The 16,081-nt window shown below is 47.4% G+C and carries 15 protein-coding genes and 2 pseudogenes; 12 read left to right on the top strand and 5 right to left on the bottom strand.

Annotated elements, in window-relative coordinates; genetic code table 11:
* Positions 1–5: 5 nt before the first annotated feature.
* The 9 genes and pseudogenes from ACUUHJ_RS27500 (at position 6) to ACUUHJ_RS27460 (ending at position 8,493) form a co-directional block, all read left to right on the top strand.
* Positions 6–1,328 carry a glycoside hydrolase family 68 protein gene (locus ACUUHJ_RS27500; RefSeq protein ID WP_064202058.1) on the top strand — a complete coding sequence of 441 codons (1,323 nt, stop codon included), beginning with the start codon at positions 6–8 and terminating at the stop codon, positions 1,326–1,328.
* A gap of 33 nt (positions 1,329–1,361) precedes the next feature.
* Positions 1,362–2,702: a glycoside hydrolase family 68 protein gene (locus tag ACUUHJ_RS27495; protein ID WP_289674689.1), complete on the top strand. Its 1,341-nt coding sequence runs from the start codon at positions 1,362–1,364 to the stop codon at positions 2,700–2,702.
* A gap of 81 nt (positions 2,703–2,783) precedes the next feature.
* A complete protein-coding gene (locus tag ACUUHJ_RS27490) occupies positions 2,784–4,085 on the top strand; it encodes a glycoside hydrolase family 68 protein (RefSeq protein ID WP_289674688.1) in 1,302 nt (433 codons plus the stop codon).
* A 166-nt stretch (positions 4,086–4,251) separates the two neighbouring features.
* Positions 4,252–5,631 carry a sucrose-specific PTS transporter subunit IIBC gene (locus ACUUHJ_RS27485; protein WP_289678158.1) on the top strand — a complete coding sequence of 460 codons (1,380 nt, stop codon included), beginning with the start codon at positions 4,252–4,254 and terminating at the stop codon, positions 5,629–5,631.
* Between the two features lie 174 nt (positions 5,632–5,805).
* Positions 5,806–6,648, top strand: a complete 843-nt coding sequence (locus ACUUHJ_RS27480; protein WP_472300545.1) for a PRD domain-containing protein — start codon at positions 5,806–5,808, stop codon at positions 6,646–6,648.
* Between the two features lie 126 nt (positions 6,649–6,774).
* A complete protein-coding gene (locus ACUUHJ_RS27475; protein ID WP_472300544.1) occupies positions 6,775–6,999 on the top strand; it encodes a hypothetical protein in 225 nt (74 codons plus the stop codon).
* Between the two features lie 67 nt (positions 7,000–7,066).
* Positions 7,067–7,189, top strand: a pseudogene (locus ACUUHJ_RS27470) (IS256 family transposase); the annotation flags it as partial.
* A 136-nt stretch (positions 7,190–7,325) separates the two neighbouring features.
* Positions 7,326–7,898 (top strand): annotated as a pseudogene (locus tag ACUUHJ_RS27465) (histidine phosphatase family protein).
* Between the two features lie 28 nt (positions 7,899–7,926).
* Positions 7,927–8,493, top strand: coding sequence for an SMI1/KNR4 family protein (locus ACUUHJ_RS27460; protein ID WP_472300543.1), 567 nt, complete (start codon positions 7,927–7,929; stop codon positions 8,491–8,493).
* 89 nt (positions 8,494–8,582) lie between these two features.
* Here the strand turns inward: ACUUHJ_RS27460 and ACUUHJ_RS27455 are convergent, their stop codons facing one another.
* Both ACUUHJ_RS27455 and ACUUHJ_RS27450 read right to left on the bottom strand, forming a co-directional pair.
* Complete coding sequence (locus ACUUHJ_RS27455) at positions 8,583–9,449, bottom strand: RNA polymerase sigma-70 factor (RefSeq protein WP_289674683.1); 867 nt, start codon at positions 9,447–9,449, stop codon at positions 8,583–8,585.
* 45 nt (positions 9,450–9,494) lie between these two features.
* On the bottom strand, positions 9,495–10,667 hold the full coding sequence (locus tag ACUUHJ_RS27450) for an NAD(P)/FAD-dependent oxidoreductase (RefSeq protein ID WP_289674682.1): 1,173 nt from the start codon (positions 10,665–10,667) through the stop codon (positions 9,495–9,497).
* A gap of 142 nt (positions 10,668–10,809) precedes the next feature.
* On the opposite strand from ACUUHJ_RS27450, the gene ACUUHJ_RS27445 reads away from it, so the two are divergent.
* The 3 genes from ACUUHJ_RS27445 (at position 10,810) to ACUUHJ_RS27435 (ending at position 13,604) form a co-directional block, all read left to right on the top strand.
* Entirely contained in the window at positions 10,810–11,550 is a 741-nt protein-coding gene (locus ACUUHJ_RS27445) for a GNAT family N-acetyltransferase (protein ID WP_289674681.1), read from the top strand.
* 111 nt (positions 11,551–11,661) lie between these two features.
* Positions 11,662–12,228 (top strand): sigma-70 family RNA polymerase sigma factor, encoded by a 567-nt coding sequence (locus tag ACUUHJ_RS27440; protein ID WP_289678157.1) that lies wholly within the window; start codon positions 11,662–11,664, stop codon positions 12,226–12,228.
* Positions 12,225–13,604, top strand: a complete 1,380-nt coding sequence (locus ACUUHJ_RS27435; RefSeq protein WP_472300540.1) for a hypothetical protein — start codon at positions 12,225–12,227, stop codon at positions 13,602–13,604. The genes ACUUHJ_RS27440 and ACUUHJ_RS27435 overlap by 4 nt, the downstream gene beginning before the upstream one ends.
* A gap of 84 nt (positions 13,605–13,688) precedes the next feature.
* Here the strand turns inward: ACUUHJ_RS27435 and ACUUHJ_RS27430 are convergent, their stop codons facing one another.
* The 3 genes from ACUUHJ_RS27430 to ACUUHJ_RS27420 are packed head-to-tail and all read right to left on the bottom strand — an operon-like array spanning position 13,689 to position 16,055.
* Positions 13,689–15,095 (bottom strand): nucleoside recognition domain-containing protein, encoded by a 1,407-nt coding sequence (locus ACUUHJ_RS27430; RefSeq protein WP_289674679.1) that lies wholly within the window; start codon positions 15,093–15,095, stop codon positions 13,689–13,691.
* Positions 15,073–15,804 carry a FeoB small GTPase domain-containing protein gene (locus tag ACUUHJ_RS27425; protein ID WP_472300539.1) on the bottom strand — a complete coding sequence of 244 codons (732 nt, stop codon included), beginning with the start codon at positions 15,802–15,804 and terminating at the stop codon, positions 15,073–15,075. Before ACUUHJ_RS27425 ends, ACUUHJ_RS27430 begins: the two co-directional genes overlap by 23 nt.
* On the bottom strand, positions 15,801–16,055 hold the full coding sequence (locus tag ACUUHJ_RS27420; protein WP_015893350.1) for a FeoA family protein: 255 nt from the start codon (positions 16,053–16,055) through the stop codon (positions 15,801–15,803). Before ACUUHJ_RS27420 ends, ACUUHJ_RS27425 begins: the two co-directional genes overlap by 4 nt.
* Positions 16,056–16,081: the final 26 nt, after the last annotated feature.

Raw genomic sequence — 16,081 nt, 5'->3', positions numbered from 1 at the left:
AGAAAATGAGAAAATCCAGCAAACCTAAGTTTAGGAATCTAGCTTTATCCACAGCGATCGCTGCCAATTTTCTTGCAGCCATCCCAGCATTAGCCGCCGAAGTCAGTGATGATCACACTTCGATTTGGTCGCGCCAGCAAGCGGAAAAAGTTGCTCTCACGAAAGAGACAACCGCTCCACCGGTCGATTTGGATTTCAAGCTCGTCGCACCGGACCAATGGGTTTGGGACACATGGCCCCTGCAAAACAGAGACGGTTCCCTTGCAACTGTCAAAGGTTACAGAGTCGCTTTCGCCTTGGTCGCTCCGCGCTCTTTGGGTTGGGGTGAACGTCATACGCAAGCAAGCATCGGAATGTTCTACTCGAAAAACGGCAAAGACTGGACCTACGCCGGGATTCCCTATAACAAAAACAAAGCGTTAGGTCATATGCAATGGGCCGGAACAGCCATGCTGGATGAGAAAGGCAAAGTCCACCTCTTCTATACGGCAACCGGGGATAAAAACAATTGGGACGAATCCAGATGGGCTCAAACGGCTGAGCAGCGCATCGCAAAGACGACATTCGATATCGGCGCCGATAAAGATGGCGTGCATCTCACGAACGAAGGTGAACACAAGATCATTCTTGAAGCAGACGGCAAGTACTACGAAACGATTGATCAGTTCAAAGGCAATATCATCACGGCGTTCCGTGATCCGTTCTTCTTCCAAGACCCGAACACCGGCAAAGAGTACATTATTTTCGAAGGCCAGGCCGGCGGTGGCTATTCTTTGAAGCCGGAAAACATCGGTGACGAAGAATACCGTAAAACCCATTCGGTTCCGGCAGGCGCGGAATTGTACAACGGAAATATCGGCATCGCGGAAGTGCTTGACCACGACATCACCAAATTGAAACTGCTGCCTCCGCTGCTCGAATCCGTTGGGGCCAACCATCAGATGGAACGTCCGCACGTTGTGGTGAATGGTGATGATTATTACCTGTTCACGATCAGCCATACCTTCACCTACGCACCTGGCTTGACCGGTCCGGACGGTGTATACGGTTTTGTCGGGAAGGGTCTGCGAAGTGATTACAAACCGATGAACGGCAGCGGCTTGGTTATAGGGAACCCGGCGGAAAACGGTTACCAAGCGTATTCCTGGATGGTGCTTCCGAACCAACAGGTGATCAGCTTCATTAACGAACCAAAAGATGAGAACGGGGAAGTGAAATTCGGCGGTACCTTCTCTTCAACGTTGAAGGTAAACCTGGAAGGCGACAAATCGGTCATTACCAAAGAGGGAAAACAAGGTGAAATCAAACCGTTCGGCCCGAATCGCTAAGCACGCATAGCCATAAAGGAAAGGGGCGGTAACATGATCCGCAAAAACAAGAAAGCATTGACCGCGCTGGCTTTGGCAACAAGCGTTGTCGCTTCCGGCCTCACTGCGCTCTCGGCGTATGCCGAGGGCGGTGAGCAAACGGTCAACTGGACGCGCGAACAGGCATCGAAAATCGAGCTGAATCAAGACAATACCTTGCCGTACACCGACATCAGCAAATTGGAAAAATTGGCGCCGGGCTATCACATGTGGGATACGTGGGCACTGACAGACCGTGACGGGAATGTAGCCTCGATCAAAGGCTGGAAAGTGATATTCGCGCTTACCGCACCGAGTGATGTGCTGCCGGGCAAAGTGCACGACATTGCCACGATCCGTTACTTTTATTCGAAAAACGGAAAAGATTGGACGCTGGGTGGCGAGCTGTTCCCGAGCGGATCCGCGCTCGGTTCCCGCCAGTGGGCTGGATCGGCTATGATGGATAACGGCAAAATCCATGCGTTCTACACCGCAACCGGACACAAAGGCGAAGAGCGTTTGACCTATGAACAACGTTTGGCCATGGCTACCGGCGATATCGTCGCGGACAACAGCGGAGTCCGATTCGAAAATTGGGGCGATCACCGCATCATTTTGGAGCCGGACGGAAAATACTATCAGACCAAAGAACAAGCGCAGCAGGGTGAAGGCGGGGGGTACGCTTTCCGCGATCCGATGTGGTTTAAAGACCCGCAAACGAAAAAAGAATACCTGCTGTTTGAAGGGAATTCCGGAGGCACCGCAGCCGACCGCAAGTTGAAACCGGAATATGTCGGAAGCCCTGAGTTTGCAGGGCAGCAAAACGTGCCTCCAGGTGCCGTACACGCTAATGGTAACATTGGCATTGCTGAGGTGGTAGGCGGCGATTTTTCCAAAATTAAAATGCTTCCTCCGCTCGTAGAAGCCAACTACGTAAATGAAGAACTGGAGCGCCCGCATATTGTGGTGAAGGATAAAAAGTATTATCTGTTTACCGACAGCCACATCAATAAATATGCGGATGGACTCACCGGACCGGACGGACTGTACGGATTCGTTTCAGACAAGCTGATCGGCGGATATAAACCGCTGAACGGAAGCGGTTTGGTCTTGGCCAATCCGGCGGATAATCCATACCAAGCATATTCCTGGTTGGTGCTTCCGAACTTGAACGTGGTCGGTTTCGCCCATTTTGGCGATCTGGGCAACATGTCCATCGGCGATGTCGGTAATCAGACTCCGGAATTCCAATTCAGCCACTTTGGTGGCACATTGGCTCCAACAGTGAAGCTGTCGATCAAAGACGATCGCACAAAATTGGAACAAGAGTACGATCCAGGTTGGATCAAGCAATAAATAAGAATGGTCAACCGAAGGTGGTCGGTTGACCTTCTATTCTTTTCTAAAAACAAGAAGACTACAGGAGGCTGCATCTACATGTTTTGGAACACAAAAAATGCTGGAAAGATGCTGTCAGCAGCAGTTATCGGTTTTTCCGGTATTCTAGCCCCGGTTATCTGTTCAAGCGCCTTCGCCCAAGAAACAGCAGCTACATTCGATTGGACGCGTGAAGATGTCATCAAAATAAAGATGAATGAAGAGAATACAGCACCTGTCCTCAACAAGGAGGAGCTTGAGGAACTTACAAAGGACTTTCTGGTATGGGATACATGGCCGCTCCAAGATCGGAATGGCCATCCAGCAGTTGTCAATGGATATAAGGTTATTTTTGCTCTGACGGTGCCAAGTGACGTGATTCCTGGCAAACGCCACGATACGGCGGAAATCCGCTATTTCTATGCAAAGGACGGAAAGAGCTGGCAGTTAGGCGGACGTTTGTTTGATGACGGAAAAGCATTGGGTTCAAGGCAATGGGCAGGCTCTGCCATGATTGACAAAGATGGAAAAGTCCATATCTTTTATACAGCGACCGGACGTAAAAATGAAAAAAAACTCACATACGAACAGCGTTTGGCTACGGCTACCGCTGATATCGTAACAACCAATGCCTCTGTGGCGTTTAAAAATTGGTCTGAACACAAAATCATCCTGGAACCGGATGGTGAATACTATCAAACAGAAAGTCAGTCCAACCAAGGTGAATCATCTTACGCCTTCCGCGATCCTTACTTCTTCCAAGACCCAAAGAGCGGACAAGAATATATTTTATTTGAGGCCAACTCCGCAGGAACCTTGTCAGAGCGAGCTTGCCAGCCTGACAGTTCAAAACCTTATAATGCGAGTGTCGGCATCGCCAAAGCGTCATCTGACAGTCTGACGGAATTTGAGGCTCTTCCCCCTTTACTGGAAGCCAACTGTGTAAATGACGAGCTGGAGCGTCCAAGCATTATTGTAAAAGGCAATCAATACTATCTTTTTGCAAAAACCCACCATGAAAAGTTCGCGCCAGGTCTCGATGCGCCGGAAGGATTATACGGTTTTGTGTCCGGGTCCTTATTTGGCGGGTATAAACCCCTGAATGGAAGCGGACTAGTGATTTCCAATCCAAAAGACAATCCGTATCAAGCATACTCTTGGATGGTCATGCCAAACGGTACGGTGATTAGCTTTGTCAACTATGTCCATGTAGAAGGAAAGGACATCCAGCAAATTGGCGAACAAACACCAGATTATCAAAAGGATCATTTCGGTGGGATGCTGGCACCATCTTTAAAGCTCTCCATTGCGGATGACCAGACTAGGATTCTGCATGAGAAAAAGCAAGGCGTGTTCCGTTAGAGAAAATAGGATAGTAATAGAAAGTTTTTGGCGTTCAGTAGTTGCTGAGCGTCTTTACTCTTGTAGACATGCATTTATGATTCTTTCGTTTTCATGGAATGATAAGCGGGACGTTGTTGATTCCCTTAGCTATACAAAAGAGGAGGAACATGCAATAGCAAAGCTGATGCAATCAAAAGAGTTTGTTCAAGAGTTGCTGCCTCTGGTAGGGGGCGAGGAAAATATTGCTGACGCTACCCACTGTGCTTCTCGATTGCGCTTGTTTCTTCGAAATGAAGAAAAGGCGGATATATCAGCCATCGAAAAAATGGACGGCGTAGAAGGGGTATTTTCCAGAAGCGGACAATTCCAAATTATATTTGGGACCGGCAGAGTAAACCGAGTGTACAAGGCACTTATCGAGGAGATCGAGATCGCACAGAAAAATCCATCCAAAAAGCGGATGGAGAATACGGCAAAGATGAATCCATTCACTCATTTTGTAAAGACACTATCCAACATCTTTTTACCGATTATTCCCGCTATCGTAGCGAGCGGTTTGCTCATGGGGCTGCTTGGTATGGTGAAGGCTTTTGGTTGGATCACGATGGATAGCGCATGGATGAAGATGCTCACCATGTTTTCCAGCTCATCGTTCATTATTCTTCCGATATTAATTGGCTTTAGCGCAGCCAAGGAATTTGGCAGCAATCCCATTTTAGGTGCAGTGATTGGGGGGATATTAACCCACCCGTCATTATTAAACCCTGCAGAGCTGGGGAACAGCACCCCGGAATATATGGATTTGTTTGGGCTTGAAATCGCGTTGATCGGGTATCAGGGTACGGTGATTCCTATCTTGTTGTCGGTATACGTGATGAGTAGGTTTGAAAAGGTCCTGCGAAAATTCATACCCCAGTCATTAGATTTATTGCTCATCCCCTTTATCACCATTTCGTTTACCGGGATTGTCTCCCTCGTAGCGATTGGCCCTTTGGGCATGATGATCGGGGAGATGATTTCTGGTAGCTTGTACTACGTTTATCAGTATGCTGGACTGGTGGCAGGGTTCCTGTTTGGCGGATTATATGCGCTATTCGTCGTTACTGGATTGCATCATAGTTTGCACGCCATTGAGGTGGGGTTGCTAGCCGATCCGAAGGTTGGTGTCAATTTTTTGCTGCCGATCTGGTCCATGGCTAACGTGGCCCAAGGTGGAGCTGCTTTAGCCGTTTTTTTCAAATCGAAAAATGACAAACTGAAGAAGATTGCGATACCTGCTGCTCTTTCGTCCTTTTTTGGCATCATTGAACCCGTGATGTTTGGCATCAATTTGAGGTTAATCACCCCATTTATAGGAGCGGCTATTGGAGGGGGGCTAGGCGGAGCATATGTCGTAGGTAGTCACGTAGTTGCCAACGCCTATGGCTTAACTGGAATCCCCATGCTTGCGATTGTGACACCATTAGGAATATCAAACGCAGTCCATTATCTTATTGGTCTAGCTATCGCGGTTACTACCGCTTTCACCTCGACATGGATACTTAGATTTACCGAAGAGGAATAAATCATTCTGATGACCCGGGAGAAGGTTTTCCTGGTCCAAATTGGATGCGTTCTATGGGTGATGGTTACGGTAAAATGAAAGGTAATGGAACTCCTCGAAGATGTAATTTTTCTCATCATGGTTCACCTAGTAAATGGGGAAGGTGACGGGAGGATAGACAGGAGGGAGGATACCATGAAAATTAAAAAAATCTTAAATAACAACGCGGTCGTTGTCCAGGATCATGGAGAAGAAAAGATCGTTATGGGCTTAGGGATCGCTTTCCAGAAAAAAAAGAATGATCTGGTAGACATTTCAAAGATAGAAAAAGTATTTGTCATGAATGAATGGCAAGAGTACGGAAAGTTCGAAGAGATATTGATAACACTTCCTGAAGAACATATCCAAGTGGCAGAGGAAATTATCTCCCATACGGAAAAAGAACTAGGGATAACCTTGCATGACCATATTCATATTGCTTTGACCGACCACTTGTCCTTCGCCCTAGAAAGATTAGTGAAGGGAATGGTCATTAAAAATACCTTGCTGAACGAAATCAAAATTTTGTATGCAAAAGAATTTCAGATCGGTTGCTGGGCGAAAGCATTGATAAAAGAGAAGCTAGGGATAGAAATTCCCGAAGATGAGGTCGGTTATATTGCATTGCATATCCACACTGCCAGGATAAACGCGGGAGATATGGCAAAAACAATGGATATGACCACTATGATACGGGATATGATCGATCTGATCGAAAGCAGCTTGAAAATCAAGATTGAGGAGAAAACGGTTTCCTATGAGCGATTAGTCACACATTTGCGCTTTGCAGTACAACGGGCAGAGTTTGGCGAATCGTTTCATGATGTAGAACCGAAAATGTCCCAGATCATAAAAGAACAGTACGAGGAATCTTATTTATGTGCACAAAAAGTAGGTGAATTTGCGCAAGAAGAATATGATTTTGAGTTCCCCGAGATGGAATTGGTCTACATCACGATGCAGATTCAAAGGATTTATAGTAGAGTGTTGAGTGGTTAACCCATACGAATGCGACTCGCTTGCCCTAAGGAAGCGAGTTTTTTTTCAAGTACCCATGAACATTATCCATGCAAAGAGGAGACCAGAAAGAGATCCCGGGAAATTCTAAATATAGTGGAGCCCGAATTGTTTGATAAGCTCAAAAATCTGTGGATCGACAAACATGATGAGAAGATCACAGTAAGAAACAGCACAGGGAAAAACAATAAAATAACGGTTACGGGAATGAAATACAAATGTTATCTCAAAGACAAGGAAGATTATACCTGGGTAATCTCAGGCACTGGTGGGAGGATCATTGCGTTCGAACAAGGCATAAAATGGAACAATGAGCTATTGACTGAAAAATGACTGCACGATGTGTAAACTCTCAACCTCTAAACTACAATTAGTATTAGAAAGGTTGGGAGATTTTTTTATGATGTCAAAAGAGCAGATCAAGCAGTGGATCAAAGAGAAAAACATGAAGTCTGTGGACGACGTACAGTCAGCATTAAAGGATTTGTTTACTGAAACGATCCAAGAAATGCTTGACGCAGACGATGGAAGAGATCGTGCATCGGTTCAAAATCTAAGAGTGCCCCCTTTCTGGTAAAAACCGGGAAGGGGGTTTTTGTTGTAATATATTTGCAGGAAGGATGTAGGCGGAAAATAAAAAGTCTCCACGGAGGTTAGGTATGAAAACCTATATTTACATGGTCAGGCACGGAGAATCACCAAAAACCGAGGGGGACGAAAGAACACGAAGATTGACTGAAAAAGGTAGTTCAGATGCCCGTATCATTACTCAATTGTTAAAAGACGAGGGGATAGATGCGTTCATTTCAAGTCCGTATAAAAGGGCAGTGGCAACCATAGAAGAACTAGCCCAGTCCGTCGGGAAAGAGATCGTCGTTTTTGAAGAGCTGAGAGAACTCGTTTTTATCGGAAACAATCAAATCATGGCCGATAGCGAATTGTATCCATTCGTAAAGAAGATGTTTACTGAGCCAGACTTTTCTTTACCTGGAGGAGAATCCATCACCATTTGTCGGAATCGTGTGGTAAGAACGTTCCGAAACATTTTATAGCAATACAGAGGGCAGAAAGTTGCAATCGGAACGCATGGTGCCGTTATGACATTGATGATGGGGTACTTTGACAGTCAGTACGACTTGGATTTTTTATTGACGACGTCCAAGCCTGATATATACAAAATGGAATTTCAGGATGAGGTACTCGTGGAAACGAAGCGATTGTGGAAGAACTGACTTCCTATAAAAAACGGAGGTTTGCTAGATGGATAGAAAAGAGTACATCAAGAATGCTTTTGAAGCTTACTATGCCCGATATAACCAAGTGACAGAAGAAGGTTTTTGCAGATGGATGCGACCAGACGTCCCTGATGTCATGAAGGTAGCTGATATCGATGAAGAATGGTCCAGATGGAAGCTGATTCCTTCTATCGTAAGTCAGGAGGATGTAGCTGCGCTCGAAGAAGAATTTGGGCTGAAATTTCCAGAGTGGTATAAAGCCTTGATTTCTACTTACCATCATTATTTCGATGTCATTCCTGAGCAAGGGATCGATGAGCCATTCGATCGTATTAGGGATATGTACAATCCATTGCTTTGCAAGTTAGGCTACCTTCCTTTTTCATGGGATACAGAGTGCGGAAAAATACGATGTATCGATTTGCAAGAAAGCCAGGATGAAGAGAAGTGTGGAATCTATGAAATTGACCATGAAATTTTGTTTGAAATGGATGAAGAAAAGACAGAACGCAACGAATTGAAAGAATCACTGTTCTTTTTGTATCCGAATTTCAAAACTTATTTTGACCACACTTTTTTAGGACGTGCATGACATGAAATCAAACCCTCTTTCACGAAAATAGGAAAGAGGGTTTTGTTTGTGGGACTCTTGAATGATTCGTTTGCTGCGCTAGGAGCCGATTACGACTCTATGAACCTTAGCTTATCAGGATTTCTGACAAAGTAGAGGTTACGAATAACCCCGTGTTCGATTTGCAAAAACACCACGGTGTCGATTCTGCCATCCAGTCTGATCACAAACCCGGTCTGATCATTTACAGGTGCGAGCTCTACAGAGAAATCTGGACGCTTCGACAAGCTGCGCATCAAGCCGAGCAAGAAGGAAGCCACGCGTTCACCAGATAAGATCGGATGCAGGGCTGCGGTGACCTTGCCGCCGCCATCGGAGAGCAATACCGCATCTGTGGCAAGCAGAGTGAGCAAGGTCTCGACATTTCCATGCTCCAGCGCAGACAGAAAACGGCCAATCCATTCTTCGCCAAGCTCTTTGTCTGGGGGGAGATGAGGTTCCTCTGAGTCAATTCCCATTTTCTTTTTAGCACGACTAACAATCTTGCGGCAGTTCGCTTCAGTTTTTCCAACCAGCTCAGCAATCTCGTCATATTGGAAGTCAAAGGCTTCTCGTAGGACGAACACCGCTCGTTCTGGGGGAGATAGCCGTTCCAACAGGACGAGCATGGCGTAGGAGAGCAAATCTTTGGTAATGACAGAATCATAGCTGTCTGCATCAGGGGTAGAGATGGGCTCTGGCAGCCATGGTCCAGTATACAGCTCCCGTTTTTTGCGGGCTGATTTTAACAAATCGAGGCAGCGGTTTGTGGTCATTTTGCACAGGTAAGCCTTCGGTTCAAGCATCTGTTCCAGCGAGACATCATGGGCCTTCACGAATACGTCCTGCACGATATCCTCTGCATCCGTGGCTGAGCCGAGTATCTGATAGGCGAGGCGGAACATGAGCCCCTTATATTGTTTGTACAGAGCCTCCATGGCTGTGTCACTTCCTCTTGTGTCTTCGTACGTCCCTTTTTTTTCCTATTTTATCATGCTGGCAACATTCCAGGTGAACTGGCGAAGCTTCCACCCCAATTTCCCTGTCAAAATGATATCGAGTCCCCATTTTCTCGTCCAAACCATTGCGCGTTCAGGGCCGAGTCCGACGCAGTAAATGTCCATGAAGCTTTTGTGTGGGGGGGCAGGGGTTCCATCCAAGTCGGCCAGCACAATTTTGCCCAAACGTATCGCCTGTCCGGAGGCTTCCTTGCATGTCATCGTGTCCACCTGCCCGCTGGCTGGATCTACGATGTGTGCACAATCGCCAATACTGTACACCCCGGGCGTTCCTGCTACACGATAGGATTCATCGACGACCACCTGTCCGTGTGTGGTTACTGGCACGCCCATGCTGCGTAATGCGGGATTTGGTAGGAGTCCGAGCGACCAGACGCACAACCCGACGGCAAGCGTGCGACCACTAGCTAGTGTCAGCATTCCGTCCCGCTCATGAAGTGCCTTTTGATCATGCAGAATGGTAACGCCGCTATCCGTGAGTACATTCTCCAGCTTACGCCCCATTTTGGCAGGGCCTTCCGTAAACAAACGCTTTTGTGCGTTGATGAGATAGACTTTGATTTCATCAGGATGGATGCCGAGGTTCTCTGCTTCCTCGCGCATAGCGAAAACCAGCTCCGCAGCGGTCTCTATCCCGCTGATGCCCGCTCCTGCAACGGCGATCGTCAACAATCGCTCACGTTCGGATGGCTGCTTCTCATGGACGGCTTGGCGCATGTTGGCAAGCCACTTATCCCGAACAGCCTCGGCCGCCTCTACACTCGTCAAAGCGATGCCGCCTTGTTCTGGCTCCGTTTGGTGAATGACGCTTCCTACTGCCAGGATGAGCATGTCGTAGGGCAACGCCTGTTCTTGCCCGTTTTTGTTCCGGAATAAGAGGGTTTTCTCCTTCCCTTTGATCGACGTGACTGTACCTTGCACAAGTTCGACGCCCTCTGGAAACAGGTTTTTTAGCGGAATCGAGATATCCGTTTTGGCAGCGGCTGGTTTGAACAACAGGACTTTGCGAAGGTGATGAGGTTCTTTATCGATTAAGATGAAGCGGATCGGGCGTCCTTTGCATGTATCCCGCACGGCTTTTAATGCGTGGATACCTGCGTACCCGCCTCCGACAATCACACATGTTTGTTCTTTCATACCAATCAGCTCCTCGTTTGGTTTGACCATATAACGAGAGAGGGAGCGATTGTGTGACACACGCAAGAGGAAAATGTCGAAGAAACTCGAATAGGGATTAGATGGGAAGCTAGACATCTGAGTTCGTAGGAGGATTCCAAGCATGTCATACAACATCTACACATTCGCACAAAGATCAGATCTAAACGATCAAGCTGATGTACTAATCGAGGCAAGCTGGTCTGCCTTCATGCTCAATGATGAAGTGGCTAATGAATATTACAATCATTTGTATGACTGGTTCTCGCCTTATCAGTTCATGCTGACGGACGAGGCTGACAAGGTGATGGCTGTAGGAAATGCGATTCCATTTTATTGGGATGGCACTGTGGAAGGACTCCCAAAAGGCTGGGATGATGTCTTTCTGCAAGGGATTGAAGACTACCGCCAAGGAAAACAGCCAAATGCATTATCGGCACTCTCCATCTCCATCGATCCCCGCTATCGCGGACTCGGACTGAGCAAGCAGATGGTTACAGCGATGAAGGATATCGCCAAGGAAAATGGCTTGACGTACTTGGTGGCACCCGTACGTCCATCCCTCAAGCACAAGTACCCGCTCACGCCCATGGACAAGTATGTTCAGTGGAAAACGACCGATGACGCTCCGTTTGATCCGTGGGTGCGCACGCATTGGAGACTGGGAGCGACGATCATGCAGGTAGCGCCGGAATCCATGCTGATCAGAGGAAATGTGACGGATTGGGAAAGCTGGACAGGGATGAAATTTCCGGAGTCCGGATCGTACATCATTCCAGATGCATTAGTTCCCGTACAGGTTGACGTGGAAAAGGACGAAGTGGTATACATCGAGCCGAATATTTGGATGCAGCATTTTTTGTAGAGCGATAGCGAAGTAGCCGTTGTGGAAACCACAGCGGTTTCTTTTTGCATTTTCTGTCACCTTTTTGCTGTGAGATGGATCATACCTAATAGCAAGCAATCAACGGATGAGGTGAACGGGTTGAACGAAGCAGAAACAATGCCAGCGAGTTTGGAGGTTACACGGGAAGCCAGACTGAAATGGCTGATGCAGCAATACGGGGAGAAGATTTTTCATCTGGTGAGTCTCACCGTAAAGAATCATGCCTTAGCGGACGATATTACCCAAAACGTGTTTATCCAAGCATATCGACATCTCGATCAGTTCCGCGGGGACGGAGAGATCAAGCATTGGCTCTACAAGATCGCGATGAATGAGAGCAAAAAGCATTTTCGGTCGTGGTCGTTCCGCAACATTTTTCCGACGATGGATGATCATTTGGGCGACCTGATGGATCGGCAGGCAAACAATCAGGTAGAGGAAGAGATTTTAAACCGGGTGAAGCGGGAAGAGATCGTCACCTACATTCAATCCCTCGCATCGAAGTACAGGCAGGTTATTCTCCTGCACTATTATGAAGACCTGTCGATTGCGGAAGTGGCGGATATTCTCTCCGTTTCGCAGGAGGTCGTCCGCACGCGCTTGCATCGAGCCAGGAAGCAATTGAAGGAAACCATGTCGAAGGAGGTAAAAGGATGAGCGACGATCGCATGTGGAGGGAATGGAGTCAATCAGCAAAGCAATCCGTTCGTGAAAAATATCCGTTTCATTTGGAAAAATTCGAGCAGGAAGTACTCACAAAAATTCAGCGTGAGAAGCGTCGCCGTCGTTGGCAGGTAACCTCTTGGGCAGCCGGAGTGGCAATTGCTGCTACCCTTTTCTTCCAGATTGCTCAGCCCTTTGATGGAAGTTTGTGGGGACTGACTGGTGCAGAGCGAGGCCAGGAAGTATTTGAATGGGTCAAGCCCGATGAAGGTTTCATGCATGCTTTGAAGAACGGGTATCCGATTCTGCCTGAGGTGAAATTGGAGAAGGACGGTTTTGTTTATCAGATCAGGGATGCCATGGTCGATCACAGACGGATTACGTTTACGCTGTTAATCTCCGGTGAAAAAATGGAGGAGATTGCGCGAATTCCGGATGAATCGAAAAGAAGCGATATGCTCTATTTCAGTCTTAATGTAGAGTTGGGGAATCTGTCAGAAAGAGGTCATGGATCAAGGGATTTTCAAATGATCGATGGTGTGCATTATCTCATAATCAAGTCGGATTATCGAATTGACGAAAAAGAAATGCTGGCGCTGATGGGTCAGACCAAGCCTGTCCTGCCAGTGCAAATCGTTGATAGACGAAAATCAAGAGATGATGTAGTGGTAGCTGAGCTGTTGCTGCCCCTGCCAAAGTCTGTCACTGCAGCCGAAAAAGTAATCCAACCGGATGCAGATGTAGATGCTGCGCTTAAAACAGATGGTCTGGTGACGAGCTTGCAAGTGAACCGAATGATAGCTTCGCCTACTGTGACAGAGATAGAGCTTGAGGCTAAGTTCGAGGATGGGTTTGTTCTACATCGATTAGAAAATATGAAATTGGTGGATAGAAGCGGGAAAGAGTATCAGGCGATAGACGACAAGGTGAATAAAAACGTGGAGCATGTGCAGGGGACAGATACCTATAGGGCGCAATTTATTCCGTCGCTGTTCTATGGGGTTCTCCCGGAAAAACTGGAGCTGCGATTTGATGAAGTGACGATGAAGCGATCCCTAAAGGATAACTTCGTGCTTGATATGAATGCCAAATATCCGCAAACGATTCCGTTTGGAAAAAAGAAACAGCTGAACATTGAAAAGGTAAATTACGACAAAGGCAAGCTGTCCATTGTCGTTCCAAACAAGGGACCAGAAGAAATTAACTTACGTGTAGAGGGTCAGGCTTACAAGGATATGATTGTGGCAGAGAATTTGGAAACCGTTTCCATTGTTTTCAGGGTACCGAAACAGGATACGTATACGGTAGAGATGGGCGGGCTAGAGTTTGAGAGAGTCAGATTGGATGGCGTGATACCTATTACAAAATAAAGTACGATTCCACTGGGAAAGTCACGAAAAAGCCTTTGCACGAACCAGGAGGTCTGGTATTGTGCAAAGGCTTTTTACGGTTTTTTACACCCAACCGAGTGCTCTTGCCAACTGGGCAGTCAAGAACGTTACTCCGACCGCAATGGCGAGCGGAATGAGTGCGGAAAGCACCGTCCACTTTACACTTTTCGTTTCCTTGTAAATATTGAACAGGGTTGTGCCGCAAGGGTAATGAAGCAGAGAGAAAAGCATCATATTGAGTGCTGTCAACCAAGTCCACCCGTGCTGCAAGAAGACATCCTTGATGTTGTCGAGTCCTTCCACATCAACCATGGCACCGGAGGACATGTACCCCATCAGAAGGATCGGCAGTACGATTTCATTCGCAGGCAAGCCGAGAATAAAAGCCATGAGAATGTAGCCATCCAGACCAATGAGTTGCGCAAACGGATCAAAAAAGGCAGCCATATGGGCGAGGATGCTGTCCCCACCGACATAGATATTGCCTAATACCCAAGTGATGATACCGGCAGGGGCGGCCACAATGACCGCTCTTTTCAGCACGCTCCACGATTTATCCTTGCTTGAGATCAGAATCGTTTTCCAAATCTGCGGACGGCGATAAGGGGGCAGCTCCAACGTATAATGTGTCGGTACTCCGCGCAAGGCTGTTTTGGATAATGTCCAGGAAACCATAAGAGTGATAGCGATTCCAAAAATAACCATACCCATTACAATGAGAGCAGTAGTCAGAGATTGCCATCCACTTGTCGCGCTCGTCGCCATAAATAGCGAAGACAATAAAATCAATGTGGGCCAGCGACCATTGCACGGAACGAAATTGTTGGTCAGAATCGCCAGCATTCGCTCCCGAGGAGATTCGATGATTCGGGTTGATAGGATGGCTGCTGCGTTACACCCGAACCCCATGGACATGGTCAATGCCTGTTTGCCGTGCCCGCCAGCATTTTTAAACAGACGATCCATGTTGAACGCGACACGCGGCAAATATCCGAAGTTCTCGAGCAGGGCAAAGACTGGAAAAAAGATAGCCATCGGAGGCAGCATGACGCTGACAACCCATGAGGTACCGCGAAAGAATCCGAGAACCAGAATCCCGTGCAGCCAATCTGGTGCGTGTACAGCTTGAAAGCCAGCAGTCAGATAACCCTCGACAACACCGAACATGTCGGCAAGCATTCCGGATGGAACGTTCGCACCTGCGATCGTGATCCAGAATACTGCACCTAATATCGCCAGCATGATGGGGTAGCCCCATACTTTGGACGTCACAATTTTATCGAGCTTGTATGCGCTAGACAGCTTTTGCTTGTTTTCGTAGGTCACAGCTTCCTTGCAAATACTGCGACTGGTGCGGTAAATGTCACTTACAATCGTGTCCCGAATCTCACTCCCTGCTACTGAGGAGCGGGCCACGGAAAGAAGCGCATCCAGTGGATCGGACGGATTAGTGGCAAACGGTTTGGCCATGGGTCAAGCTCTCCTCTCCGAAAGACTCTGCTGGCTTTTGCATTCGCTCCCGCAAGGTATTCAACAAACTTTCATCGCCATCGAGCAACCGCAGCGCGATCCATCTTGTCGGAAAACGACTACCCAAGGTTTTCTCGATGAGCGGCTCCAACTGTGCCAGCTTGGATTCAATCTGATCACTGTAGGTTATCTGTACAGGAGTGGGCACGATGGTTCCGTTCGCTACCTTCTCCACCTGATCGAGCAAATTCTCGATCCCGATATGGTTTCTGGCGGAAATGGCGATACAGGGAACCCCTAATCTTTGCGAGATTTTTTCCAGATCAATACGAATGCCAAGCTTTTTCGCCTCATCGATCAAATTGACGCATACGACGACGCGAGGGGTCATTTCCAACACCTGCAAGGCCAAATTGAGATTTCGTTCCAATGAAGTTGCATCCAATACCACGATGGTGACATCGGGTTGCTCAAAAATAATGTAATCTCTCGCCACTTCTTCATCGGCTGAGTTGGAATACAAGGAATACGTACCTGGCAAATCGATGATCCGAAAAGTCGTATTTCCCCGAGAGAATTCTCCCTCAGCCATTACGACTGTCTTCCCTGCCCAGTTTCCCGTATGTTGGCGAAGTCCCGTCAATGTGTTGAATAATGTACTCTTACCGGTATTCGGGTTTCCTGCCAACGCAATTGTGTATGAGCTCATGTTTCGTCACTTCCTACGTACTCCCCGAATATGAGGGAGCTTTCTTCTTTGCGCAGGGCAATGATTGTGTTATTTACCCGAAAGGCAGTGGGATCGCCCAGCGGACTTTTTTGCATGACTTCCACGATGTTGCCGGGGACGAAGCCGAGATCCAGCAATCGTCTGCGCAGTATACCCTGAACGTCAATACGATCCAGACAGATGTGGCTACCAATCAAGGCATCAGACAAAGGAATACTGATGGATGGCATGAGGTTCACTCTCCTTTTTTCATTAA

Source organism: Brevibacillus schisleri (assembly GCF_055685845.1).
This window is presented reverse-complemented; position numbering and strand designations above follow the sequence as displayed.

Bases quoted from the DNA above. Each gene is read 5' to 3' on its own strand.
- ACUUHJ_RS27450 (WP_289674682.1), bottom strand. From the start codon at position 10,667: ATGAAAGAACAAACATGTGTGATTGTCGGAGGCGGGTACGCAGGTATC.
- ACUUHJ_RS27485 (WP_289678158.1), top strand. From the start codon at position 4,252: ATGCAATCAAAAGAGTTTGTTCAAGAGTTGCTGCCTCTGGTAGGGGGC.
- ACUUHJ_RS27495 (WP_289674689.1), top strand. From the start codon at position 1,362: ATGATCCGCAAAAACAAGAAAGCATTGACCGCGCTGGCTTTGGCAACA.
- ACUUHJ_RS27420 (WP_015893350.1), bottom strand. From the start codon at position 16,055: ATGCCATCCATCAGTATTCCTTTGTCTGATGCCTTGATTGGTAGCCAC.
- ACUUHJ_RS27455 (WP_289674683.1), bottom strand. From the start codon at position 9,449: ATGGAGGCTCTGTACAAACAATATAAGGGGCTCATGTTCCGCCTCGCC.
- ACUUHJ_RS27490 (WP_289674688.1), top strand. From the start codon at position 2,784: ATGTTTTGGAACACAAAAAATGCTGGAAAGATGCTGTCAGCAGCAGTT.
- ACUUHJ_RS27430 (WP_289674679.1), bottom strand. From the start codon at position 15,095: ATGGCCAAACCGTTTGCCACTAATCCGTCCGATCCACTGGATGCGCTT.
- ACUUHJ_RS27435 (WP_472300540.1), top strand. From the start codon at position 12,225: ATGAGCGACGATCGCATGTGGAGGGAATGGAGTCAATCAGCAAAGCAA.
- ACUUHJ_RS27425 (WP_472300539.1), bottom strand. From the start codon at position 15,804: ATGAGCTCATACACAATTGCGTTGGCAGGAAACCCGAATACCGGTAAG.
- ACUUHJ_RS27445 (WP_289674681.1), top strand. From the start codon at position 10,810: ATGTCATACAACATCTACACATTCGCACAAAGATCAGATCTAAACGAT.
- ACUUHJ_RS27460 (WP_472300543.1), top strand. From the start codon at position 7,927: ATGGATAGAAAAGAGTACATCAAGAATGCTTTTGAAGCTTACTATGCC.
- ACUUHJ_RS27480 (WP_472300545.1), top strand. From the start codon at position 5,806: ATGAAAATTAAAAAAATCTTAAATAACAACGCGGTCGTTGTCCAGGAT.
- ACUUHJ_RS27500 (WP_064202058.1), top strand. From the start codon at position 6: ATGAGAAAATCCAGCAAACCTAAGTTTAGGAATCTAGCTTTATCCACA.